This is a genomic window from Corallincola luteus, from assembly GCF_004336975.1.
GTDB classification, from domain to species: Bacteria; Pseudomonadota; Gammaproteobacteria; order Enterobacterales; family Neiellaceae; genus Corallincola; species Corallincola holothuriorum.
Window position 1 is genome coordinate 38,357 of record NZ_SJXE01000010.1, and the last position, 22,498, is coordinate 60,854.

Below are 22,498 nucleotides of genomic sequence, written 5' to 3' on the forward strand. Positions count from 1 at the left end.
GTTTTATTGTTAAGTTTAAAAAGTTGATTTATATCAATTTTTTATTTTTGGTCTGTTTTTTGCCTTTAACTAACACGGTTATTGTTTGGCTCAATGTTAGCCAAAAGCGTTGTTTTGATAGGCAAAGGAAAGGACTGAAATATGAATATGCTGAAAAGATATGCAAAAGCAGGATTGGCCGCGGCTGCCATTTTGTTCTCAGGCTCTAGCGTTGCTAGTGTGATCACGCCAGACGCGGGTTGGTACGGCTTCTGTTTCGGTGATGTGGGCAGTTCAGCCTATGAAGGCTGTCAAAATCAGGGTGTTGGTACTGTTGGTAACATCATTGAATTGACGCTAACTGATGCAGCTTGGTTGAAAGTGACTGATGGCTTCAATATCGGCGATATGTTCGATGTTTATGTTGATTCCGCTTTAGCATTCACTACATCATTGCCTGGTCAAGGCTCCGAGCTTGTTGATCCTGATGCTCTGTTTGCCAGTGGCTATTACAGTGCAGGTAGTATGCTTTTGGAAGCCGGTAGTTATGCTATTGAGATCTTCGCGGCGGCATCACCTTTTGGCGGCGGCGGTGCCTATGTTGAAGTTGAGTCAGCTGTTGCTGTGCCAGCGCCAGCGACCCTTGCTATTCTTGGTTTAGCCCTTGGCGGTCTTGGTTTTGCGAGACGCAGCAAGTCATAGTTAGTTCTTGCAAAAAAAAGCCCTGCGCATTCGCAGGGCTTTTTTTTAGCCTATTTCTTTTGGCGCGGCAATTCGATGATCCTTAGCGCTGACTGTCGTTTTAATCTGTGCTGGAGGCGACAGACTGGTTACGCCCCTTAGCCTTGGCGATATACATCGCTTTGTCGGCATTGCTTAACAGACTTTCCAGTGATTCTTTCCCATCAAAATCTGCATAACCTAAGGATGCGGTAATGGTTTCATTTAACAGTTCGATATGAATAGACTCGATAGCTTGCCTGACCCTTTCTACTAATCCTTGAGCTTGCCGCTTATCGACTTTCGGCAAAAGGATAATAAACTCTTCTCCTCCATAGCGAGCGACATGATCAACAACTCGGGCGCTGGCAGTCAGCTGACTGGCTATGGCTTTTAGGACTTTGTCGCCCATGCTATGACCATATTTGTCATTGATGGCTTTGAAGTGATCGACATCGAGCAGTACAACAGTGAATGTTTCATGGTAGCGCACCGCACGCTCCCATTCCTGCTGAAGTAATTCCAGAATATGCCGGCGATTGGCAATGCCTGTTAATTCATCTGTGCGCGCTGCCAGCGCCTGCAGCTTTCTTGCTCGACGGTTAATGACGAGCTGCCAGGTCAAAATAGTAGCGATAATAAGCAGGGCGACGATAAGTAATCTGAACTGCTCTCTATGGGCGGCTGCTTGCTCCAACTTCGCTTCTTTAACTTCATTTTGGGCTTGAAGCAGTTGGTTCTGTTGAACTTGGATCTGTGCGTTAAACTTGGCTTCCATGGCGGCGACTTCACGGTTCAGATCTTTATCAAAAATCATTTCGTTTAGTTCGAAACGCTTTTTCAAATGTAAGTAGGCGTCGCGGTAGGCTTGCTCGTTGTAGGCTAGTTCAGCCAGTAATTCATAACTGACCTCTTGTCCTGATAGGGTATTGTTCCGTGTATAGATCTCTGCGGCTTGTTGGGCGAAAGGGATCGCCTCTTTTGTTCTCTCCATGCCGTGAAGGTATTGCGCTTTATTTAATAAGGACTTTGCGATCCCTTCTGTATCGTCATATTCAAGAAACACCTCATGTGCTGACGTCGCGGCTTGCAGGGCGGCTTCAAAGTCCCCTTGCTTAGATTCAATTTTGGCGATCTGCATATCTGCGTAAGCGACGCCGAGCTTGTCATCTCCTTTAACTGACAAGGCACGAGCTTTGTTGGCAAATGTCAGCGCTTGCTCTAAGCGATCCATGTTGACGAGGGTGTTGGCAATATTATAAACGGCGATGGACTGCCCAATGATGTCACCTTGCTGGCTCAGTTCTTCATCAACCAGATGGTAGTATTGCAGCGCTCGATCGTATTGCTTCATATAGCCATAGGTGTTACCCATGGCGTTCATCAGTTGCAGGCGAAAGTGCTTATCGTCTTCGCCACTTTGTTCAAACAGCTCAAAGGCGCGGGCGACATCTTCAATACTTTTTGCGTATTTCCCCTGATAACTGAAAAGTTGCCCTCGGGAGGAGTAAACCCACGCACTTTGCAGCTTTAAATCGTGTTGTTCGGCAATCGATATGAGTTTGTTGTAGATAGATAGCGCCTGCTCGATCTTTCCTCGTCTTTCTAATGATCGTGCGTAGCAGCTTTCGATCTGTACGTGATAGCTTTCGTTACCAGGCTTTTGGATATCCAGTTCAGCGCTTTGGTAGATAGCTGTCACACGGTCGTAATTACTCATTACCATGAAGGCAATGCACTGTTTGGCCAGCACTTGTAGACGAGTTTCGTCATCTAAAGGCCGTGCCAGATAGGCGTCAGCTTGTTGTATCGCTAATTGCGGATCGGTTTCGACAAGCAGTTTCAGCTGCTCAATATCTGGTTTTGCATCCGTTGCGTAGGTCGCACTGCTGACCACGGCAATCAGTAGCGTTAGCATGGTGAGCAGGTATCGAAGCATGGGTGAACCTAATGTTGGCCTACATGATGCAAATAGATTTGGGTTGTACGGAAACGTCGCGGGAGATCAAACTTTATCCATTGCGTTCCGCTTATCGTCCACTATTTCATGCTGTATTTTACACTTTCTGTGCTGATTGTCTGTTCCGCAGAGAACAGACAATCAGATAAGTCGCGCATTAACTTTCGGCTATGCCAATGCTTCAGTGTAGGTCAGTGGGGCAAAGAGATAGTAAATCTGACGCCGCTGTTATCAGACAAGTTCTCAGCATTTGCTTTGCCCTGATGATGTTCCACTATCAGCCGAACAATATGTAAGCCTAAACCTAAGTGAGTGCTGTCGTCTGCGGCTTTTTTGTCTCGCATGCTCACCATATTGTCGAATAACTGATGTTGCATCTTTTTGGGTAGCAGAGGCCCTTTGTTCTCGACGCAGATAAGAATTGATTTTTCAGTGCGTTGAAGCGTAATGAGTATCTCACTCTCTATCGGTGCAAAGCCGACCGCATTGTCGACGATCTTATCCATCATCTGGACGATAAGCTCGGGGGATATCAGTGCCACTAAGGGGGGATTATCTGTTTGCAGATTGATCTTATGGTTCTGATAAATATCGTTATATGCTGCTGTTAACTCTGTGAACATGATCGCCAGATCTAATTTTTCCATCTCAGCGTCACCGTGGCTAATGCTTTCTTCTAAACGGCTGGCTTCACTCATGGCCGTTAATAAGTGGCTAAGCCGGTTAGCGCCCTCTTTAGCGCGCAGTTGGTACATCTGACGATCGCTTTCATCTGTGCTCTTAGTCGCCCGTTCATCGGCTTGCAGTGTCAGGTTGTCCAACGATGAGTGCACTACCGCCAATGGTGTTCTTAACTCATGGGAAAGTTTTCTCGATAAGGTTTGTAAATAGTCAGTGTATTGCTGGACGCGCTCTAACAGTTCGCCATAACTGCGGCTGAGATCACCGATCTCATCGTTGGCACGACTGATCTGGAAGGCCCGCGTTTTCGAGTCGCCGTTGAATTGACCATTGCTGTCGAAAACCTGCTGGGTCGCTTGATTGAGCTTTCTAATTCGCCAGCTGAGCCAACTGGCATAGCCAAACAGGCCGCTGGCACCGATGAGCAGCGCTAGACTGCTAGCTAAGAAGAGCCGACCGAACGCTCGATCTGTCAGCGATAGATAGCTTTCGCTGCTTTGCTCTAATACCAGGACGCCCGCGGTCACTCCTTTTGGTGAGGGGATTGGTAGCGCGACGCTCAGCAGACTGCGATCTTGTTGGCTGGACTGTTGATACCAGCCTTTGGTTAAATCGCCATCTTGGGCTTGAGAGAGATCACTGGTTTGCCATTGGCCAAATAGTGATGATTCGTTCTTTGGTGGCATTGGAGGGCGTTGTAGTATGGCTCGATACAGTGCCCGCAGTGCGCCGTGGCTTGGCGCTGAACCACTCGCCTGATAGCCGCTGAGATCGATTTCTCCAGCTGTTGCCCGTTGCCATCCTTGGTTATCGACAACACGCATCTCTAATCCTGCGTGGGTAAACAGCTCTAATGCCTGGGTTAGTCTATTGTCTGTGGTGATCAGTCGTGGCGGGAGTGACTGAGCGCTGAACTCATAGTGACTTAGATGCTGTTGCTCCGATGCTAATGGTGATGCATTTACCAGATAGAGCCCTAATCTGCCGCTGACGAGTGATAACGGCATAGATAGCTCGATATTGTAACCATTACTGGTATCTAACCAATATCCGGCAATCTCTCTTTGGTAGCGAGTGCGGTTGCCTTGTTGGTAGCGCGCAATCATCTCGCCGGGAGCGCTGGCTGCGAGCAGATAGTCACGGCCATGACCGTTGCGGATCACCAGGTGGTCACCGTTATTTGCTGTACCGCGGGTAGGGTCAAAATACAGCCGTTGACGATCTTCAACTTCTAACAGCATATAAAGGCGATCTTTGCGGGTAAATAGTCTCAGGTTGGCGGCAAAATCATCATGTTGCAGGCGTCTGACGGGCATGCTCTGCCATTCGTCAGGATAGCCATCCATGATGATCCGCCAAGGTCGTTCAGGTGCAAACAGGGAAGGGTGTTCAGTTTGTTTCTTAACGGGGTCAGCGTCGCTCTCTAAAACTGTGCTTTCGTGTTGATAGGTTGGCGTATCTAATTGCCAGTCTTGTTGCGCCAATAGTGCCACCACGGCTTGACCTGTGGCTTCTAATGCTTGCAGCTGGCCGGCTCTCAATGCGGACTCGGTCTCTTTCACGTATTGGCAGCCTGCCCACGGGAGGGCCAGCATAAACAGGCTGGCCACCAGCAATTGGCGTTTTAATTTCATGACGCCGTGCGCCAGCGGTAGCCCATGCCATATGCGGTTTCTATGGCATCAAAGGAGGGGTCAATCTGCTGGAATTTCTTGCGGATCCGTTTGATATGGGAGGTGATGGTATTGTTATCGAGTACCACATTAGCGGCATCCATTAGCTGCTGACGGTTGCGAACATGGCCGGGATGCTTTGCCAATGCATGGGTGATCCAGAACTCGGTCAGCGTTAGGTCGATCATTTGGGTTTGCCACAATACGGTCATCCGTTCGCTGTCGATATTTAGATCGCCACGAACTAATTGGGCGTCGGGTTGAGTCGGCTTCTGCAAGGCATCGATGCGGCGAAACAGGGCAACGATACGAGCGAGCATATGCGGCAAGCTGATATCTTTGGTCAGGTAGTCATCAGCACCTAAACGCAGGCCGGAGATCACGTCCAACTCGCTGTCGCGGGCAGTGAGAAAGACAATGGGGAGTGCGGGTGCCAAGCTGCGCAGATCACGGCAAAGATCAAAGCCGCCTTCCACCTCTTCTCCTAGTCCCACATCGATGATCGCGAGATCTGGTAGACGTTGACGAAAGGCGTCTAATGCTGACAGTCGGTCGCTGTATATTTTGACTTGATAGCCCATGCGTTCCAGCGCATCCCGATAGTTTTCTGCTATCGCAATTTCATCTTCTACGATAGCGATTTGGCGACCCATGCAACGACTCCCATGCTTGTTGATTGGCTCTATTAAACCAGAATTCCGTGTGAACCCAAGAGGTTGCCACAATTCGTCATAATGTTTCACTAGTTTGCCACCAGAACTGCCGGGAACTGCCCCTTATTACTGCCTAAATAGCATCAGGATCAAATTACGGAGTACACAGATGCTGAGGTCAAACCTTCCCCCCCATCAGGTCATTCTTGATCGGCCATTGCCGTTAAAGCGGCGCCACCCTCAAGTCAGTGGTCAGTTGTTCCATCGCGAGGTGGTTTCTACACCTTACAAGACAGCGAAGCGAGTTCTGGGATTTGTTGTCCTTGCGGGGGCCGCCGTGGTGTTGCTGTTGACGCTTGGCCGCGCCGAAGCAGCATCGATGGCAGGGCGCACGTCGACACCTGTTGGGCAGTCGGCGATATCAATTGAAGGAGATATGGATGGCCAAGCCGGGGCCTCGGCAGGCAGTGGCGATAGCTTGCCTGCAGTGTTAGCGCCACGTTTGAATGAAGATGATATCAAGGCACCGCAGCTGATGTTGCAGCAACCGGGAAGGTTTACCCAAGCGGTGATGTTGAGTTCGGAGCTGGATCTGGATATCAGCGGCATGATAGTCAAGGCGACGTTAAAGCAGCGCTTTAAAAATACCACTGACGATTGGCTGGAGGGACTCTATCTATTGCCCTTGCCTGAGAACTCTGCAGTGAACCGGATGACTATGCAGGTAGGGGATCGAATTATTGAAGGTGAGATAAAAGAGAAGCAGCAAGCTAAACAACTCTTTGAGCAGGCGCGTAAAAGTGGCAAACGCGCCAGTTTATTGGTGCAAAGGCGACCTAATATGTTTAGCAACAAGGTGACTAACATTGCCCCGGGTGAAGAGGTGATTGTCACTATCAGCTTTTTGCAGCAGCTCGATTATCGTGATGGCGAGTTTCAGTTGCGTTTTCCTATGACCATTACCCCCCGATACTCCCCTGGGGTGCCTTTGGCTGATATCCCGGCGGAGGAGACCAACGCCAGTGTAGATCTGAGTGGTGATTTTAGTTGGGCGTTGCCGACGACGCAGGTGCCTGATGCTGTGCAGATATCTCCTTATATGTTTTCCCGCCAAGAACAGCTGGAGAAGTTGCTTAATCCGATTCAGATCCGAGCAAATATTGATCCCGGCATGCCGCTTGCTGCTTTGACTAGTGATTCCCACCAGTTAATAGTCAGTGAGCGCGAGGGGCAATATCGTGTGGGTTTGACATCGCCACAAGTCAGCATGGATCGTGACTTCTTACTGCGTTGGCAACCAAAACTAGGCAGTGAGCCGAAAGCAGCTTTGTTTACCCAAGAGGTGGATGGTGATAGCTACGGGCTATTGATGTTGATGCCTCCCGCTAATGTGAAGTCTGCCGATGGCCAAGGAGGCCCTCAGAGTGGACAGGCGATGGCGAAAGAGATGATTTTTGTTATCGATACTTCCGGTTCCATGGCGGGTGAGCCGATCAGGCAAGCGAAACAGAGCTTAATGACAGCACTGACTTGGTTGCGGCCACAGGACAGCTTTAACCTTATCCAATTTAACTCCAGTACCAGTATGCTGTTCCCACAAGCGATGCCAGCGAATGATGCGGCATTGCAACATGCTCGTCAGTATGTTCAGCGCTTGGATGCTGGTGGTGGTACAGAGATGATGTCGGCGCTGCGAGCCGCATTGAATAATCAAAGTCAGGGAGATGAACAGGGTAGGAATGCCGTTCGTCAGGTGGTGTTTATTACTGACGGCTCAGTAGGCAATGAGCAGGCTCTGTTCCAACATATTCATCAGAACCTTAGTGATAGCCGGTTATTTACCGTAGGTATTGGTGCCGCGCCCAATAGTTATTTTATGCGTAAAGCCGCTGAATTCGGTCGTGGCAGTTACACCTATATCAGTAATGTTCAGCAGGTACAGGGACCAATGTCGTCGCTGTTCAAACGTTTATCCTCACCGGTTGCCGATGGTATTCAACTGCAGTGGCAACAGGGTATTGATGCCGATGTTTATCCTCGCCGTATTCCAACACTTTATCTTAACGAGCCGTTACTTATCAGTTTCAAAGCGAACAAGTTAGATGGGCAACTCGTAATTTCTGGTCACACGGCGAAAGCTCCATGGCGCAGAGAGTTAAGCTTGGCACGCAAGGGCGGCAGCGACGGTGTATCGACCCTATGGGCGCGTTCCAAAATAGAAGCTTTGATGGATGAGAAAGTCGCAGGGGCAGACAAAGATGAGATACGCGAGCAGGTGCTATCTGTCGCGCTCACTCATCAATTAGTGTCCTCCTATACCAGCTTTATTGCTGTTGAGAAAACGCCCGTAAGGCCCATGGATCAGCTGTTGACTAAAGCGCCTGTTCCAAATGTACAACCACAGGGGCAGGCAGCGCAGAGTTTTGCCGTGCCTAAAACCGCCACCGGCGCCGATTTTAAATTGTGGATTGGTCTACTGGTTTTTCTCTGTTCACTATTTGCGTTGATGCGTTTGAACCAGCAGCAGGAGCGCTCAGATAACCTGGAGGCTATCTGATGAGCATATTGACTAAGAGCCTTAAACTCGGGGTGTGTTGCATCGCATTTGTTGGGCTACTGATGGTCAGCGATGCTGTTTGGATCAAAGCTAAGGCGCAGTTAGCTCAGTGGCTTATCGCCAGTGCGTGGGACGAACCAGAGGCTAAATCTGGTGATGATATTTCAAAACGTCCCTGGCCATGGGCTGATACTTGGCCTATGGCCAGATTACAGATCCCACAACTGGGTATCGAGCAGTTTGTGATGGCGGGACTGGATGGCGAATCTCTGGCATTCGGGCCGGGAATGGCCGTGAACACTCAGCTTGAACAGGGGATGATGATTGCTGGACATAAAGATACCCACTTTGATTACTTGCAACGCTTGCGTCTCGGAGATCGTGTGCGGGTTCAGTTACATGGAGAGCGTTTGCTGGAATTTGAGGTGAGCGGGGTGGGGGTGTTAGATCTTGGACAGGGAAATAATCAATTGGTCGTGGCGCCTTCTGAGTTGGCTTTGGTGACCTGCTATCCATTTGGTGTCCAGGTAAGTGATCCGCAATTACGCTATCTGGTGACAGCTAGAAGGTTAGAGTATGCAGAGCCGCTGGCGGTGGCAGGAGTGTTAGATAGCCTGGATCGCAGCTTTGTTAACGACTCGCGCGAAGATCATCCGTTGCAACAGTGGTTGCAAAGTAGAGCCGTTAAAATGTAGCTCACTTGCGGGTGGGCACTTCAATGGTGAATTGAGTGCCTCCCTGCTTTCTACTGCTGACGGTGATGACGCCATGGAGCCGCAAGCTCACCAAATTGTAAACCAGATAGAGGCCTAAGCCAGTGTGGCCAGTACTGCGCTGCGTGGTATAGAAGGGTTCAAAGACTCTGGGGAGTGCCGCTTTATCCATGCCTAAGCCAAAATCCTGATACTTAATCACCAGGTTGTTGCCTTTATGGCTAACAGATATGTTCACCTTTCCATGCTTATGACCAGGATAGGCGTGATGTGCACTGTTATATAACAGGTGGATCAGTGCCGAGGATAACGCATCTACATCGCACTCTAATATCAGTGCCTTGTCGCATTGAACATCGAGTTCCAGTTCCAGTTCTAAATCATCCTTGATCCGGAAATAACTCGATTGAATGACCTCCCAAATGGTCAGTGATTGCCAGCGACTATCCTCTTTTTCAAACGAGTTGGATTTAAAAATATCCACCAGACTGGAAGCTCGCTCTAAGCTGCGTAAGATGCTTTCTGCAGCATCATGTGCGCGAGTGAGCGATTGATTTAGGCGCTTTTTCGATAATTGTGCTTGTAGCAGTTGGTTGGTGAGTGATTGTGTCTCTTCCACCAACATAGAGGCCATGGTGATACCTGCCCCTAACGGTGTATTTAGCTCATGACCAATACCAGCAACCAGGCGGCCTAAACTCGCTACCTTTTCTGCTTTGTCTAATTTCAGGTGGGCATTTTTTAGTGCTTCGAGTGAGCACTCCAGCTCATGTTGTCGCTCAATCGATTCGAATAGCATCTTTTGCCGATTGATCGCCTGGGATAACTGGATCCCTAGGGCTTCGCCGAACTCGCAAACCAAAACATTCACTTCGGCAACCAGATAGCCAAACACCATGTGTTCAAAAGCAAGTGGGTGAACTAACCAGATGGTGTCGTTGCGACTCGGTATTCGCCATCTTTGGCCGATATGCTCGGGGAGAAGTTGATCTGTGACGATAGATTTTTGATGCTCAGCCAGCGGGATGACTTCGCCATCAACCACTTGGTGCTGCAGCTTGGCGTCACTGCTATCATCGTCATCAAATAAACAGAGATAGAGCTGGTGAATGCCTGCTGAGTCTAGGTTTTGTGCTGCTTGGTCAAAAAGCAGTTTCAGATTGGTATGTTGATATAGTTGCTGATCGAAGGTGAGGCGCTGCGCATGCATGTCCCTGACCAAGATCTGCGCCCGCCGCTGCTTGAGGTATATGGATTCTTTAACTTTGTGGTGCGCGATTTTGGCACCACAGCTTTCGCGAATAATTGCTTTGCTAGGAATATCTTTGGTGTCGTCTAACTGCTTGCCCGATATCTTCGCTAGCAAGCCTTTGGCGGCTGCTTGACCCATGGCGTAGGCCGGATAGCCGACCGTGGTCAGAGCTGGCTCCATCGCTTCAGCGTATTCGAAATTGTCAAAACCTGTCACCGCCATATCCGTAGGGACGGCTAATCCGCAATCTGTCAGCCCCTCAATGAACCCGTGCGCGCTCAGGTCATTGGCACACACCATCACTTCAGGTAGCGGTTTCCCACTCTCCACTAGTCCCTTAGCGATGGATCTTCCGGTACTGCGAACGAAGTCACCTTGCAGGATCCACTCGGGATTAAAGGGCACATTGTGCTTTTCCAGCGTATCGCAGAAAGCGTTAAAACGAGCGTTTGCTTCTTCATTGGCCACGGGGCCACGGAGAAAGCCCAACTTGCTGTAGCCTTGTTTGCTAATTAAATGTTTGACCACATTACAAATCCCTTCCCGGTTGTCAGCTAACACGGATGGGACGCTGTCGAGCGCGCTGCCTATATTAATGACAGGAAGGTGTTTAAAAAGGCCGACTAACTGCTCTGTGGCGTCATTTCCGGCTGAGTAGCCAATGCCACCACCATAGAAAATCACACCATCAGTGGTATGGTCGGGCAAAAATTCGTAGATCCAATTACGAATATTGTTTGCGTCGTTAGGTCCAGGGAGATAACCACCGACAACGGTCAACAGTTCGTAGCCATGAGAGCATAGGTAGTCTCTGGCACCGGCAAGCAGTTCCTGTTCTACTTTGAATACCATGGTTGGAAGAACCATGGTGATAGTTTTGTTTAATTCAGCCAAGTCGCAATTCTCGCATCACAGAGTCAACACTCCGTTTCGACTTTTTGCTACGTTATCTCTTAACAACAATGTAGTTGTTACCCCTGAAATTACGAGCTAGCCATCAGCAGAACCGGTGAGACCGGCTGGATGATATCGAGCGGTTATAAGTGGCTTATGCCGTTATTTTACTGAGTTAACGTTACCAAATGCACTTTAACTTACCAGTGGTTCTCTGGTAGTTAGTGAGCTTGTTAACACAAAGCTTCATTTTAACGACGACAGATGTGATTACTCACCCGTTTTTATCTGATCCAATAACCGCGCTTTGGCGTAAGAGTGAATATGGCAACAAATTGTTGACCACGTTGAGCTGAGTAACTAGTAGGGGCGAAGGGACAATGAAGCAAATAGATAAAATCCCGGTAGGGGTGAGTGCTTGTGTCGTTGGGCAAAAAGTACGCTTCGACGGCGGTCATAAACAGTCTGGTTTTGTAGTCCGAGATCTTGACCCCTATTTCGATTATCGTCCAGCTTGCCCTGAGATGGCAGCGGGGATGGGAACGCCTAGACAGACGGTGCGTTTAGTCGAGGATGGCGATTGGCTCAAGGTTCGCGGCAGTCGGGATCGCAGTTTTGATGTGTCAGATGCTTTGCACAATGCTTCAGAAAAATTGTCCGATGGATTGGCTGATTTGCGTGGTTACATCTTTTGTGCCAAATCACCCAGTTGCGGCATGGAGCGGGTGAAAGTGTATCACCCGAACGGGCACTCCTTGCGTCATGATGGTGTGGGAGTTTTTGCTGAAAAGATATTAAAGAAATACCCGTATCTGCCCTGTGAAGAGACTGGACGGCTGAACGATGTGTTAATCCGGGAAAGCTTTTTGACGCGGGTGTTTACCTTAGATCTGTGGAAGCGAGATGTAGAAGCCAACTTGACTAAAAAGTCGTTGCTCGACTTCCACGCTAAGCACAAGCTGATGCTGATGGCGCATTCGCCAGAACATTATCGAGCCATTGGCCCGCTGCTGGCTGATTTGAGCAGTGCCAATCTGGAGCAGGTGGCGTACAGCTATATTGTGCAGCTGATGCAGGGCTTGGCTATGCCGGCAAGTCGGAAAAAACACACCAATGTATTGATGCATATTCAGGGCTATTTCAAACGCGCTTTGGAAGTGGGAGACAAGGCAGAACTGACACAGATGATACATAGGTATCGAGAGGGGTTATTGCCGCTGAGTACACCCAGAGAGCTACTAAAACACTATTTACGCAAGCATCGCGATGATTATCTTCAGGGGCAGCGTTACTTTCAACCCTATCCAGAGCATTTGACTGTGAGGACTGTATTCTAGTTTACCGCTTTCTTACTAAACCCTTTGTGTTAGACAAATCCCTATTTTGCAGGCCTATGGCCTGCTTTTTTTTATATTCTGGGTTGGCTGTTTTTGCCATCTCATTCATGCCACTATAGCGCGGTAATAATTATTAAAGGTTCGACTATTTAGAGCATTAGGAGTGTTAAGTGGAAAAGTTTGAGAATGTAGCCGTCACCGTTAAAGCCAATGTTTACTTCAATGGTCAAGTGACCAGCAGAGCTGTCACATTTGCCGATGGTTCGACCAAAACTTTGGGTATTATGCAGCCAGGTGAATATGAGTTTGGTACGGCCGAAGCGGAACTGATGGAAATCACTGCCGGTAAGCTTCAGGTACTACTTCCTAATGAAACTGAATGGCGTGCAGTGGTTGGCGGTGAATCATTTAATGTGCCTGCCAATGTGAAGTTTAAGGTTAAAGTGGAAGAGTTGGCTGATTACGTCTGTTCCTACTTGGCCGATTAAACAGCGCTTATTTGTTGTATCCATAAACCCGACAAAGTCCTTTTTGTCGGGTTTTTTATTTTGCACATAGGGGGGGATGGAAGTGCAGCTTGATAACCGAACGACACTGCTATTCGATTGGGGTGACACCCTGATGGAAGATACCCCTGGCGTGCCTGGCAAAATGTGTGAGTGGCCGCAAGTAAAGGCGATGCCTGGGGCTGAAAAAATACTGCAGACACTGTCGCAGTCTTTCCAGATCTGTATCGCCACCGGTGCTGAACAATCAACCGAGGCTGATATTCGTAAAGCCTTTCGAAGGGTGGATCTAGACCAATATATTGATCACTACTTTTGTCGTCAGAACACTGGCTTGAGTAAGCCTGATCCTGCGTTTTACCAATTTATTCTGAATGAACTTGGATTGGCGGCAAGTGATGTGGTGATGATTGGCGATCATTGGGATAAAGATATATTGCCAGCAGCAGGCTTGGGGATGGCGGCTGTCTGGATAAACGTGCAAGGACAAATGGTTGATAGGACTGAGCTGGCAGGGGAGCGAGATCGGCTAATGATTAATGTTAAGCAATGCCAAAGCCTGAATGAACTCGCTCAATTATTAGCTATCTAGAAAAATAGAAAACGCGACAATGGCCGCGTTTTACTTAACGAGTGATAGAGCAAGATAAAGGTTAAGGAAGCACTTTCTTAAACGGTTTTACGATAACGTTCTGGTACACCCCTGCATCGATATAGGGGTCGGCATCTGCCCAGGTTTGTGCATCGGCAAGGGAAGGGAATTCGGCGATCACGGTGGAACCAGTAAAGCCAGCTTCACCCGGATCTTCACTATCGATGGCAGGCATCGGCCCAGCCACCAACAAGCGCCCTTGCTCTTTTAATGCTTGCAAGCGGGCGAGGTGGGCTGCACGCGCTTGCTGGCGTAAAGGCAGACTGTTATCAACATCCTGTGAAAAAATCACGTACCACATTATTCATTTCCTTCATTTTGTTCTGCGGGTTGTTCTTTGGGCAGGTGCTTAAATAGGTAGATCCCGGTGACGAGTGTGGCACACAAGGTTAAACCGAGTAGGCCGAAAACTTTAAAGTTCACCCAAACTTCTTGCGACATATAAAACGCCACGTAGATATTGGCCAGGCCGCAACCGAGGAAGAAGAACGCCCAACCTAGGTTTATCTTTCCCCATACCGCATCAGGCAAGACTAGCTCTTTCCCCAGCATCTGCTTAATCAGTGGTTTTTTAAACGGATATTGGCTGATTAACAGAGCGGCAAAGAACAGTACATTGACCACGGTGACTTTCCACTTTATGAAGACATCGTCGTGGAGAATAAGCGTGAGCCCGCCAAATACGGTTACCAGCACAAAAGTGATCAGATGCATCTTCTCGACTTTGCGATGGCGAAACCAGCCATAAGCCAACTGCAGGCCGGTGGTAATGATCAATGCTCCTGTCGCCCAGTAGATATCCTTGAGCTTATAAAAAGCAAAAAAGACGATCAGTGGGAGGAAGTCGATAAATTGTTTCATGCAAATAGGGCCTTTGCTGGCTCAGCAGCGTTATTCAGTTCAATGCAAAAATGGCGTTTGATGACCATGTAGTCTGGCGCTAACGGCGCATGGTGGCAATGTTTAGCAAAACTAAGCGTAACCGTTTGTGTGTAACGGTTACGCTTCACTGCTGGATCCAGTCGAACTATTTAACTGTTGCCGCTTTCATTGCCGAGATAAAACTCGTCATTTCGGCGAGCAGTCGATCGGTATCATCGACGTTATTTTCAATTACCTTCACCACAGCTGATCCGGAAATTGCACCAGCAGCACCTGCAGCGATAGCTTCTTGGACTTGAGCGGGCTCACTGATACCGAAGCCTAGCAGTGCAGGAGGCGCATTAAAGCGGTTGAGTGACTCTAGCAGTGCTGCCACTGGCATCTCTGCTTTGGTTTCTGCGCCAGTGACACCGGCACGTGACAGTAGGTAGGTGTAGCCTTTACCGTAACGGGCGACATTAGCCAAGGTGTCGTCGTCAGCATTGGGGGGAGCAATAAATATTGCGTCGATACCAAATTTTTCCGCCGCTTCACGGAACGGGACGCTCTCGTGGCTAGGTACATCTGCAATGAGTACTGAGTCAACGCCTGCTTCGGCGCAGCGCTGATAAAATTGCTCGATGCCATTGGTATACACGAGGTTGGCATAGACCAATAATCCGATAGGTACCTGCGGGTACTTTTCACGAATAATGGCCAACATCTCAAAACAGACCAATGGATTAACGCCGCTAGCGAGTGCGCGCACCGTGGCTCCCTGGATCGTTGGGCCATCGGCAATCGGATCAGAGAAGGGGATCCCCAATTCTAAGGCGTCAGCGCCGGCAGCGATCAAGGTGTCGATAATCGACAAGCTTGTTTCACGATCGGGATCACCTATGGTGACGAAAGGAACGAATGCGCCTTGGTTTTTGGCTGCCAGTTGCTCAAACAGCTGTTGATATCGATTGCTCATGAGATATCTCCTTTTTTCGCCAGAATGTCAGCGACGGTGAAGATATCCTTGTCGCCACGGCCTGATAGGTTCACGATCAGTAGTTGCTCTTTCTCTGGGTTTTCTTTAGCCATTTTTAATGCGTACGCCAGTGCATGGGCTGATTCCAATGCCGGAATAATCCCTTCGTGACGGGCTAATAGCTGGAACGCTTCAAGAGCCTCGTCATCAGATGCCCAAACGTAGGTGCCACGTCCCGTCGCTTTCAAGTGAGCGTGCTGCGGGCCAACAGAGGGGAAATCAAGTCCGGCTGAGATGGAGTAAGACTCCTCTACTTGGCCGAACTGGTCTTGCATCAGAATGGAACGCATACCGAAGAATATCCCCGGCTTACCATGCTCCAGCGGTGCGCCGTGTTCTTCGGTGTCGATACCTTTGCCTGCTGGTTCAACGCCTATCAATGCCACCTCTTTCTCATCGATAAAGTCGGCAAACATGCCGATGGCATTGGATCCGCCACCAACACAGGCGATTACTGCATCTGGCAGGCGCCCCTCTTTCTCTTGAATTTGGCGCTTTGCCTCTTCGCCGATCATGCGCTGAAACTCACGAACAACAGTGGGGAAGGGGTGAGGGCCTGCCGCAGTGCCGAGTAGGTAGTGGGCGGTCTTATAGCTGCCTGCCCAGTCGCGTAGCGCTTCGTTACAAGCATCCTTGAGGGTGGATGCGCCTGATGTCACAGGGATCACTTCTGCGCCCATCAGCTTCATACGAAACACATTGGGCTCCTGCCGTTCAATGTCTTTGGCACCCATATAGATACGGCATTTAAGGCCCATGAGGGCGCAGGCCAGAGCGGTTGCAACACCGTGTTGTCCGGCACCTGTTTCGGCGATGATCTCATGTTTGCCCATATGCTTGGCGAGCAGTGCTTGCCCCAACACCTGATTGGTTTTATGGGCGCCGCCGTGCAACAGATCTTCCCGCTTCAGGTAGAGGGTAGTTTTGGTACCTGCAGTCAGGTTGCGGCACTTGGTCAAAGGCGTTGGACGGCCAGCGTAGTCTTTTAATAGATCTGAAAACTCTTTTTGAAACGCCGGATCTTTTTGTGATGCAATAAATTCCTGCTCAAACTGCTTCAGTGCAGGCACTAGCAATTCTGGGACAAACATGCCGCCAAAATCACCAAAATAGGGGTTTAATTCGCTCATCTTCTATCCTAATAATCTCTTAATACTTGTCTTAACTGGGTGAGTTTGACAGCACTTTTTTCACCTGGAGCGGTTTCTACGCCGGAGTTGAAATCCAGTCCAAAGGTGCCAATTGCCAGTGCTTTTTCCGCGTTTTCTGGAGCGAGTCCGCCAGCTAGAAAAAGCTCACTAACGTTGTCATAACCATTTAGAAGCTCCCAGTTGAAGCGTCGCCCGACACCACCAAAGCTCTCTTTGTGGTAGGTGTCGACCAAGTGACGGTCGACCGGCCAACTGCCGAAATCCGGTAACGCTTCGGCAATGCGATGCGCTTTCCAGATTTCACAGCCCTCCGGCAGTAGTGGTCGTAACTGCTCAACAATTGATGAATCTTCATCGCCATGGAGTTGTACGGCGCTGAGTGGTAATTCGTTGGCCAATGCAGCCATCTTTTCTGGTGATTCATTAACAAACACGCCGACAAATTTGAGACCATCGACGGTCGTTATTTCTGCAGCTTGTTGCTCACTGACGGCTCTTGGTGAACCTGGAAAAAAGATCAACCCGCCGTAGGTCGCACCGTTTTCTTTCACCAGCTCGGCTTGGGTTTTATGAGTCAGGCCACACACTTTATGGTGACCAAAAATCAGGTTGCGACAGGCCATATCAACGTCTGGTTGTGACATCAGTGAACTGCCCACAAGAAAGCCATCAACATAGGTAGCTAGCTCACGCACTTCACTGTTCTGGTAGATACCTGATTCGGAGATAACAATTCGATCATCGGGTACCTGAGGAGCAAAGAACTTGGTTTTATCGAGTGAGATGCTCAAATCACGCAGGTTTCGATTGTTTATACCGATCACCTTACTGCCGAGAGCGATGGCGCGGTTCATCTCCTCTTGATTTGATACTTCGGTCAGTACATCAACCTGCAGAGAATCAGCGACCTGATGAAGTGACTTATACTCTTCATCATCCAATACCGATAGCATCAGCAAAACAGCGTCAGAGCCATGTAAGCGGCCAAGGTAGATTTGGTAGGGATCGACGATAAAGTCTTTATGCAGCACGGGCTGAGTGACTTGATCGCGCACCTGTTTTAAATAGGCCAATTTACCTTGGAAATATTTCTCATCGGTCAACACAGAGATAGCAGCAGCATATTTGGTGTAAACAGAGGCGATGTAATCGAGCTCAAATTCTGGACGGATTAGTCCTTTTGAAGGCGATGCTTTTTTGCACTCAAGAATAAAGCCTGCGTTTGGCTCAGATAGCGCGTCATAAAAAGAACGATCTGAGGGGATCAGTTGATCGATAAATGTGTCTAGCGGGCGCTGTAGTTTAAGCTCGACTAGCAGCTCGCGCTTATCTTTGACGATGCGATCAAGCACGGTCTCGGTCATTACTGATCTCCATTTTGTTCATTGCTGACCGTTGCCAGCCCTTCAGCGATGGCTAACGGCTTGGCACTATCCATCGCTTCAATTGCCAGCAGTGCACCTTGCTTAAGGCTGCTGGCCAGTCCGCTGACGTAGAGCAGGGCACCGACATTGGCTGCCACGGCACTGCGTTGTGCTTCTGTGCCTTGGCCGGCTAGGATGGCACGGGTAATGACGGCATTTTGTTCTGGCTCGCCGCCTTTCAGGGCATCCAACGGATGCTGTTTCAGGCCAAAATCTTCCGCCGTTACACTGTATTCTTTGATGCCGTCGCTGGTGACTTCTGCCACATCGGTTGGGCCATGCAGCGCGATTTCATCAAGGCCACTGCCATGGACAACCAGAGCATGTTTAACCCCTAAATATTGCAACGCTTCTGCGATCGGCTTGACGAGCGCCGGACTATAAACGCCGAGTACCATATATTCAGGTTGCGCCGGGTTAATCAGCGGGCCCAGAACATTAAACAGGGTGCGTGTTGCCAGTGCTTTACGGACGGGCATCGCATGTCGAATACCACCATGGTATTGCGGCGCAAAAATAAAGCAGCAGCCGACATTATCGAGGCACTTTCTTGCTGTGTCAGGGCTCATTGTAAGGTTGACCCCTAATCGCTCCAGTAGATCGGCAGATCCCGACTTGGATGATACCGAGCGATTACCGTGTTTGCAGACTTTCAGGCCGCAGGCCGCAGCGACAAACACGCTGGTGGTTGAAATGTTGATGGTGTGATGACCATCGCCGCCAGTGCCAACGATGTCAGCAACAGGGTAGGCAGGTTTCGGAAAGCTTGCCGCTGCTGCACGGAGAGCATCCGCAGCACCGGCTATCTCTTGCGGCGTTTCACCTTTGATCTTCAATGCGGTCAGTAGCGACGAGATAACCACTGGGTTCATTTCGCCACTAATGATTTCGCTAAACAGTGCAGCGGTTTGTTCGCGGCTCAGATCCTGTTGTTGATAGAGAGATTCCAGCATGATGTTCTCCTTATACCTGTGCCGTTGCCCAAGTCAGGCTTTGAGCTAATAGTCGTGCACCGTCAGTGGTGAGGATCGATTCGGGATGAAATTGAAAGCCCAACACCTTGCATTTGGCATCCATCACCGCCATTGGCAAGGATTGGTAATCAGCAATAACCTGCAGGTTTTCTACTCGCGTCGCTGCTAGTGAGTGATAACGTGCCACCGGCAGAGGTTGCTGCAAGCCGTTAAACATAGCTTCTCCGATATGGCTGATCGCGGACGATTTACCGTGCAAAATATCTCCTGCAGAGCCTACTTCACCACCATAAAACTGGACGATCGCTTGATGGCCGAGGCAGATCCCCAAAATAGGGAACTGGCCTTGGCAAAGGCCGATAAGTTCGAGCATACATCCCGCAGATGAAGGATTGCCCGGTCCAGGAGAGAGCACCAAGATGATCTGCTCCCCCTTGTCTGCATGTTGCTGCATCTTTTGGTGGATAAGCGTCGCCGCTAAATTATTGCGGTAGATAACCACTGGATGATCTAATGCGCGAAATTGGTCCACCAAGTTGTAGGTAAATGAGTCGAAGTTATCCAGCAGAAAGGTTGTGGCTTTCTTTTCCGTTGCAGGGCTTAGATTATTCATGTGCCGCTCCTTCCGCTTGCTTGGCTGCCTGATTTAGCTGCTTGTTGGCGCTGACAATTGCGGAAATTACCGCTTGTGCTTTATTGCGAGTTTCGTCTGCTTCCGCTTGCGGTTGAGAGTCAAACACCACGCCGGCACCGGCTTGAATGGTGGCTTTACCATTTTTGACAAATGCACTGCGAATGACGATGCAGGTGTTCATGTCGCCGACGCCATTAATGTATCCGACTGCGCCGCCGTAACTGCCACGGCGTTTTCCTTCAGTATCTCGGATAAGTTGGGCTGCTCTGATTTTTGGTGCGCCAACCAGGGTGCCCATGTTCATGCAGGCCTGATAAGCGTGTAGCGCATCCATATCTTCCCGAAGCTCACCAACCACGCGGCTGACTAGATGCATGACGTGACTGTAACGATCGACTTTAAGTAGTTCGGCGACATGGCGGCTGGCGGGCTTGGCAATGCGGGCAATATCGTTACGTGCCAGATCGACCAGCATAATGTGTTCAGCCAGCTCTTTTTTGTCGAGGCGGAGCTCCAATTCCATGCGGCTGTCGAGATCGGCATCGATGGAGCCGTCTGGATTGAAGCCGCGGCGACGAGTACCGGCGATAGGATAGACCTCGACTTGACGATCTTCTTGCTCATATTTGAGCGCGCTCTCTGGTGAGGCACCGAACAACACAAACTCTTCGTCGTTTACATAGAACATGTACGGGCTGGGGTTGCTTGCTTTTAGCTCGCGATAGGCAAATAAACTGTCTGGGCAAGCGATATGAAAGCTGCGTGATGGTACCACCTGGAAGATATCGCCGCAGTGAATGTTGTCTTTAAGCGTTTCTACCTGTTGGCAGAACTGTTCGTCACTGGTGTCTGTGGTGACGTCAATGGCGGCGCTTTCTGCCACCTTGCTACTGAGTTGGCTGGGGTTAAACTTGGTTAGCTGCTCTTTTAACGACTCAATGCGGCGGGTTTTCAGATAAAACTGTTCACTGGCGCCGTCACCACCAAATACGCAACCTGTGATCTCGCTTTGTTGGGTTTGGTGGTCGATAACAATCAGTGTTTCAGAGAGATAGAACAGGTAATCCGGGCAGTTGTTTTCACCGTCAGCGACATCCGGTAAGGGTTCGAAGCTGGCTATCAGATCATAAGCAAATGTACCGGCCAGGAAGATCGCATCATCGTTACTATTGCGTGTTTTGAGATGATTAACTGCCGCGCGAAGTGCTTCTAAAGGTGACAGGGCTTTTAAACGTTCCTCTTCGTCGAGGATCTCTCCGACTTCAGGGAAGTTCAGCACGGCGCCATTATCTGTTTCAACGACGGCGACACTGTCGGGTAGCGCACTTAAAATTGTCGACAGTGCGTTGCGACCGTTGTCGCTTAATAGAGTCAAGGTAACTTGGCGTCCACTGCAACTGATTTTAAGGGCGGCGTCTAATAGCAGCAGGGACTTTAGATCCGCTTTACTATCTATTTCTGCTGATTCCAGCAGGACAGTGTTCTTTAATTCACCGTGATGGGTAAGTAATTCATATAAGGCCAATGGATCCGCGACGTAAGGCGCGGTGGTGGTGAGCGCTTCAACCTCACCTGATGCTAGATGGCTCATGCTTTTTCCCTGCTGACTCTCTGTTTTTGGCTATCAATTTACGATGTTTGCGTGACCGATTATCGTAAAATGACCCCACACTATACTGCGCAAAAATGACGCTGCAATCTCTACCTGTCTGGACGGGCCATTGATTCATGGTTGTTCCCGAACGGCAGACATAAAAAAACCCGCTCAATTGGCGGGTTTTAATGTTTCTGAAGACAATACAAAGCCGAAACACTACCCGCTATGGGAAGTGCCACCACCACACGTTGCTGATGTTAAGGCTTAAAATCATTAGGTATTACTCCTGAAACAGTGCGCTCAAGCATGCAATGTGAAATCAGCAGTGTCAACCCCCTATCAGGGTATGAGACAATATCGCTATAAAAATCACACTTTCAGTTACGTGAGCCTGTCTTTGATACACGATTTTCATTGCCACAGCACCGCCTCCGACGGCAGTTTGTCTCCGGCGCAGCTTGCCCATCGAGCGGTTGCCCATCGAGTGAGCCAAATTGCGTTAACGGATCATGATTCTGTTGCGGGGCTAGATGAGATGCAGCGCGAGATCGAATCTCAAGGTTTAGCACTGACGCTCACCAGTGGGGTGGAGATCAGTTGTGCTTGGGAAGGGATGGAGATCCATATTGTTGGCTTGAACTTTGATGTTAATCATCCAGCCATCAAGACCCTGTTGGCTGAGCAGAAAGAGCGCCGGTTAAAGCGGGCGCAAGGGATCGCAGACAAGCTTGCTCGTTGTGGCATCGATGACGCCTATGACAAGGCGGCGACGCTGGCGCAAGGTGGCTCTATCACGCGGGCTCATTTTGCCAGGGCGATGGTTAACGATGGCGTGGTGAAGTCGATGGAAACGGCGTTTAAGAAATACCTGCGCAAAGGTAAACGCGCTTACGTCAATCCAGGCTGGTGCTCCATCGCGGAAGCGATTTCTGCATTACATCAAGCTGGCGGGGTGGCGGTGGTGGCACATCCAACCAAATATCGCATGTCGTGGAAATGGATCCGTCAGCTATTAAGTTGTTTTGCTGAGTGGGGCGGCGATGCCGTTGAAGTGGCCATGACACAACAAACACCTAACGAAAAGCGCAATCTTGCTGATTTAGCGATAGAATTTGGGTTGTCAGCTTCTCAGGGATCCGATTTTCACCATCCTGGGAGCTGGGTTGAGTTAGGGAAAAACCTCTGGTTACCGGATGGCGTTAGTGGTGTCTGGGAACGTTGGACAACGCCGCGAGGCGAATAGG

Annotated in this window: 20 protein-coding genes and 1 other annotated feature; of the genes, 7 read left to right on the forward strand and 13 right to left on the reverse strand. The window is 49.5% G+C overall.

The window, feature by feature from the left end:
• The first annotated feature begins 141 nt into the window (after positions 1-141).
• Entirely contained in the window at positions 142-681 is a 540-nt protein-coding gene (locus EZV61_RS16150) for a PEP-CTERM sorting domain-containing protein (RefSeq protein WP_131416980.1), read from the forward strand.
• A gap of 100 nt (positions 682-781) precedes the next feature.
• Here the strand turns inward: EZV61_RS16150 and EZV61_RS16155 are convergent, their stop codons facing one another.
• The 3 genes from EZV61_RS16155 to pdsR all read right to left on the reverse strand — a co-directional run bounded on the left by EZV61_RS16155 (position 782) and on the right by pdsR (position 5,666).
• The gene (locus tag EZV61_RS16155; RefSeq protein WP_131416982.1) at positions 782-2,638 is read right to left on the reverse strand and encodes a tetratricopeptide repeat-containing diguanylate cyclase; all 1,857 of its coding nucleotides are present in this window, start codon (positions 2,636-2,638) and stop codon (positions 782-784) included.
• 212 nt (positions 2,639-2,850) lie between these two features.
• Positions 2,851-4,974 (reverse strand): ATP-binding protein, encoded by a 2,124-nt coding sequence (locus EZV61_RS16160; RefSeq protein WP_131416984.1) that lies wholly within the window; start codon positions 4,972-4,974, stop codon positions 2,851-2,853.
• Entirely contained in the window at positions 4,971-5,666 is a 696-nt protein-coding gene (gene pdsR / locus EZV61_RS16165; RefSeq protein ID WP_114337967.1) for a proteobacterial dedicated sortase system response regulator, read from the reverse strand. The genes EZV61_RS16160 and pdsR overlap by 4 nt, the downstream gene beginning before the upstream one ends.
• 169 nt (positions 5,667-5,835) lie before the next feature.
• On the opposite strand from pdsR, the gene EZV61_RS16170 reads away from it, so the two are divergent.
• The gene (locus EZV61_RS16170) at positions 5,836-8,223 is read left to right on the forward strand and encodes a marine proteobacterial sortase target protein (protein ID WP_131416986.1); all 2,388 of its coding nucleotides are present in this window, start codon (positions 5,836-5,838) and stop codon (positions 8,221-8,223) included.
• Positions 8,223-8,918 carry a class GN sortase gene (locus tag EZV61_RS16175; RefSeq protein WP_131416988.1) on the forward strand — a complete coding sequence of 232 codons (696 nt, stop codon included), beginning with the start codon at positions 8,223-8,225 and terminating at the stop codon, positions 8,916-8,918. The genes EZV61_RS16170 and EZV61_RS16175 overlap by 1 nt, the downstream gene beginning before the upstream one ends.
• 1 nt (position 8,919) lies before the next feature.
• On the opposite strand, the gene EZV61_RS16180 is transcribed toward EZV61_RS16175, so the two are convergent.
• Positions 8,920-11,082: a sensor histidine kinase gene (locus EZV61_RS16180; RefSeq protein WP_131416990.1), complete on the reverse strand. Its 2,163-nt coding sequence runs from the start codon at positions 11,080-11,082 to the stop codon at positions 8,920-8,922.
• A gap of 380 nt (positions 11,083-11,462) precedes the next feature.
• Here EZV61_RS16180 and EZV61_RS16185 point away from each other — a divergent pair, with 380 nt between their 5' ends.
• The 3 genes from EZV61_RS16185 to EZV61_RS16195 all read left to right on the forward strand — a co-directional run bounded on the left by EZV61_RS16185 (position 11,463) and on the right by EZV61_RS16195 (position 13,517).
• On the forward strand, positions 11,463-12,419 hold the full coding sequence (locus tag EZV61_RS16185; protein WP_131416992.1) for a YbgA family protein: 957 nt from the start codon (positions 11,463-11,465) through the stop codon (positions 12,417-12,419).
• A gap of 170 nt (positions 12,420-12,589) precedes the next feature.
• The gene (gene ppnP, locus EZV61_RS16190; protein ID WP_114337972.1) at positions 12,590-12,907 is read left to right on the forward strand and encodes a pyrimidine/purine nucleoside phosphorylase; all 318 of its coding nucleotides are present in this window, start codon (positions 12,590-12,592) and stop codon (positions 12,905-12,907) included.
• A gap of 76 nt (positions 12,908-12,983) precedes the next feature.
• Positions 12,984-13,517: an HAD family hydrolase gene (locus tag EZV61_RS16195; RefSeq protein ID WP_131416994.1), complete on the forward strand. Its 534-nt coding sequence runs from the start codon at positions 12,984-12,986 to the stop codon at positions 13,515-13,517.
• 61 nt (positions 13,518-13,578) lie between these two features.
• Here EZV61_RS16195 and EZV61_RS16200 read toward each other — a convergent pair whose 3' ends face one another.
• The 9 genes from EZV61_RS16200 to EZV61_RS16235 are packed head-to-tail and all read right to left on the reverse strand — an operon-like array spanning position 13,579 to position 21,248.
• Entirely contained in the window at positions 13,579-13,878 is a 300-nt protein-coding gene (locus tag EZV61_RS16200; protein WP_114337974.1) for a YciI family protein, read from the reverse strand.
• Complete coding sequence (locus EZV61_RS16205) at positions 13,878-14,438, reverse strand: septation protein A (RefSeq protein ID WP_131416996.1); 561 nt, start codon at positions 14,436-14,438, stop codon at positions 13,878-13,880. Before EZV61_RS16205 ends, EZV61_RS16200 begins: the two co-directional genes overlap by 1 nt.
• Positions 14,435-14,587, reverse strand: a complete 153-nt coding sequence (locus EZV61_RS19475; RefSeq protein ID WP_165569643.1) for a hypothetical protein — start codon at positions 14,585-14,587, stop codon at positions 14,435-14,437. The genes EZV61_RS16205 and EZV61_RS19475 overlap by 4 nt, the downstream gene beginning before the upstream one ends.
• A gap of 17 nt (positions 14,588-14,604) precedes the next feature.
• The gene (gene trpA / locus EZV61_RS16210; protein WP_114337976.1) at positions 14,605-15,414 is read right to left on the reverse strand and encodes a tryptophan synthase subunit alpha; all 810 of its coding nucleotides are present in this window, start codon (positions 15,412-15,414) and stop codon (positions 14,605-14,607) included.
• Positions 15,411-16,604 (reverse strand): tryptophan synthase subunit beta, encoded by a 1,194-nt coding sequence (trpB, locus tag EZV61_RS16215; protein ID WP_114337977.1) that lies wholly within the window; start codon positions 16,602-16,604, stop codon positions 15,411-15,413. Before trpB ends, trpA begins: the two co-directional genes overlap by 4 nt.
• 8 nt (positions 16,605-16,612) lie before the next feature.
• Complete coding sequence (gene trpCF / locus EZV61_RS16220) at positions 16,613-17,989, reverse strand: bifunctional indole-3-glycerol-phosphate synthase TrpC/phosphoribosylanthranilate isomerase TrpF (protein ID WP_131416998.1); 1,377 nt, start codon at positions 17,987-17,989, stop codon at positions 16,613-16,615.
• The gene (gene trpD, locus EZV61_RS16225) at positions 17,989-19,002 is read right to left on the reverse strand and encodes an anthranilate phosphoribosyltransferase (protein WP_131417000.1); all 1,014 of its coding nucleotides are present in this window, start codon (positions 19,000-19,002) and stop codon (positions 17,989-17,991) included. Before trpD ends, trpCF begins: the two co-directional genes overlap by 1 nt.
• Positions 19,003-19,012: 10 nt before the next feature.
• Positions 19,013-19,636, reverse strand: coding sequence for an aminodeoxychorismate/anthranilate synthase component II (locus tag EZV61_RS16230; RefSeq protein WP_131417002.1), 624 nt, complete (start codon positions 19,634-19,636; stop codon positions 19,013-19,015).
• Positions 19,629-21,248 carry an anthranilate synthase component 1 gene (locus tag EZV61_RS16235; RefSeq protein ID WP_131417004.1) on the reverse strand — a complete coding sequence of 540 codons (1,620 nt, stop codon included), beginning with the start codon at positions 21,246-21,248 and terminating at the stop codon, positions 19,629-19,631. The genes EZV61_RS16230 and EZV61_RS16235 overlap by 8 nt, the downstream gene beginning before the upstream one ends.
• A gap of 160 nt (positions 21,249-21,408) precedes the next feature.
• Positions 21,409-21,504: a sequence feature (Trp leader region), on the reverse strand.
• A 63-nt stretch (positions 21,505-21,567) separates the two neighbouring features.
• On the opposite strand from EZV61_RS16235, the gene rnm reads away from it, so the two are divergent.
• Positions 21,568-22,497, forward strand: a complete 930-nt coding sequence (gene rnm, locus EZV61_RS16240; RefSeq protein WP_276320502.1) for an RNase RNM — start codon at positions 21,568-21,570, stop codon at positions 22,495-22,497.
• Position 22,498: the final 1 nt, after the last annotated feature.

What these genes read in the sequence shown, in the direction of transcription:
- EZV61_RS16150 (WP_131416980.1), top strand. Translation starts at nt 142, where the DNA reads ATGAATATGCTGAAAAGATATGCAAAAGCAGGATTGGCCGCGGCTGCC.
- EZV61_RS16155 (WP_131416982.1), bottom strand. Translation starts at nt 2,638, where the DNA reads ATGCTTCGATACCTGCTCACCATGCTAACGCTACTGATTGCCGTGGTC.
- EZV61_RS16160 (WP_131416984.1), bottom strand. Translation starts at nt 4,974, where the DNA reads ATGAAATTAAAACGCCAATTGCTGGTGGCCAGCCTGTTTATGCTGGCC.
- pdsR (WP_114337967.1), bottom strand. Translation starts at nt 5,666, where the DNA reads ATGGGTCGCCAAATCGCTATCGTAGAAGATGAAATTGCGATAGCAGAA.
- EZV61_RS16170 (WP_131416986.1), top strand. Translation starts at nt 5,836, where the DNA reads ATGCTGAGGTCAAACCTTCCCCCCCATCAGGTCATTCTTGATCGGCCA.
- EZV61_RS16175 (WP_131416988.1), top strand. Translation starts at nt 8,223, where the DNA reads ATGAGCATATTGACTAAGAGCCTTAAACTCGGGGTGTGTTGCATCGCA.
- EZV61_RS16185 (WP_131416992.1), top strand. Translation starts at nt 11,463, where the DNA reads ATGAAGCAAATAGATAAAATCCCGGTAGGGGTGAGTGCTTGTGTCGTT.
- EZV61_RS16195 (WP_131416994.1), top strand. Translation starts at nt 12,984, where the DNA reads ATGGAAGTGCAGCTTGATAACCGAACGACACTGCTATTCGATTGGGGT.
- EZV61_RS16200 (WP_114337974.1), bottom strand. Translation starts at nt 13,878, where the DNA reads ATGTGGTACGTGATTTTTTCACAGGATGTTGATAACAGTCTGCCTTTA.
- EZV61_RS16205 (WP_131416996.1), bottom strand. Translation starts at nt 14,438, where the DNA reads ATGAAACAATTTATCGACTTCCTCCCACTGATCGTCTTTTTTGCTTTT.
- trpA (WP_114337976.1), bottom strand. Translation starts at nt 15,414, where the DNA reads ATGAGCAATCGATATCAACAGCTGTTTGAGCAACTGGCAGCCAAAAAC.
- trpB (WP_114337977.1), bottom strand. Translation starts at nt 16,604, where the DNA reads ATGAGCGAATTAAACCCCTATTTTGGTGATTTTGGCGGCATGTTTGTC.
- trpCF (WP_131416998.1), bottom strand. Translation starts at nt 17,989, where the DNA reads ATGACCGAGACCGTGCTTGATCGCATCGTCAAAGATAAGCGCGAGCTG.
- trpD (WP_131417000.1), bottom strand. Translation starts at nt 19,002, where the DNA reads ATGCTGGAATCTCTCTATCAACAACAGGATCTGAGCCGCGAACAAACC.
- EZV61_RS16230 (WP_131417002.1), bottom strand. Translation starts at nt 19,636, where the DNA reads ATGAATAATCTAAGCCCTGCAACGGAAAAGAAAGCCACAACCTTTCTG.
- EZV61_RS16235 (WP_131417004.1), bottom strand. Translation starts at nt 21,248, where the DNA reads ATGAGCCATCTAGCATCAGGTGAGGTTGAAGCGCTCACCACCACCGCG.